This is a genomic window from Marinifilum sp. JC120 (assembly GCA_004923195.1).
Lineage (GTDB): Bacteria > Desulfobacterota > Desulfovibrionia > Desulfovibrionales > Desulfovibrionaceae > Maridesulfovibrio.
In genome coordinates, this window is record RDSB01000229.1 from 1 (window position 1) to 400 (window position 400).

The 400-nt window shown below is 41.0% G+C and carries 1 protein-coding gene; it reads right to left on the minus strand.

What is annotated here, in order from left to right; genetic code table 11:
* The coding region (locus D0S45_20930) for an aldo/keto reductase (GenBank protein TIH03139.1) at nucleotides 1-199 on the minus strand (199 nt) is incomplete at its 3' end.
* Between the last annotated feature and the right edge of the window lie 201 nt (nucleotides 200-400).

The window sequence follows — 400 nt, forward strand, 5'->3', positions numbered from 1 at the left end:
TATTGCCATAGGCGGGTGCAGTATCGAGTAAGTTAATGCCCGACTCGCTGGCAGTGGTAAGGATGGTTAGGGCTTCTTGATCATTGGGAATATCAAATTTTTGTGGATATTTTACCGCTGTATTGCGACCAAGCTTTACTGTGCCTAAACCTAAAATGCTGACATCAATACCTGTATTACCAATATTAACTTTTTGCATTAAATGCACGCTCCCATAGGCTGTCAGAAAGCTTTGCGGAAAAAGAGGAGTCTACACTTTTTAGTTGTTGGTCGCTTTCATTTTGTATTTCTGGAGAGCTAGATTTTATGTTCTTATCGCTGAGTTGTTGAATAGCTTGGTCAGCCAAGTTGGGTGCAAGAGCTAATTTTGTTGGCCAGCCAATGTGAATATTGTTGTGTG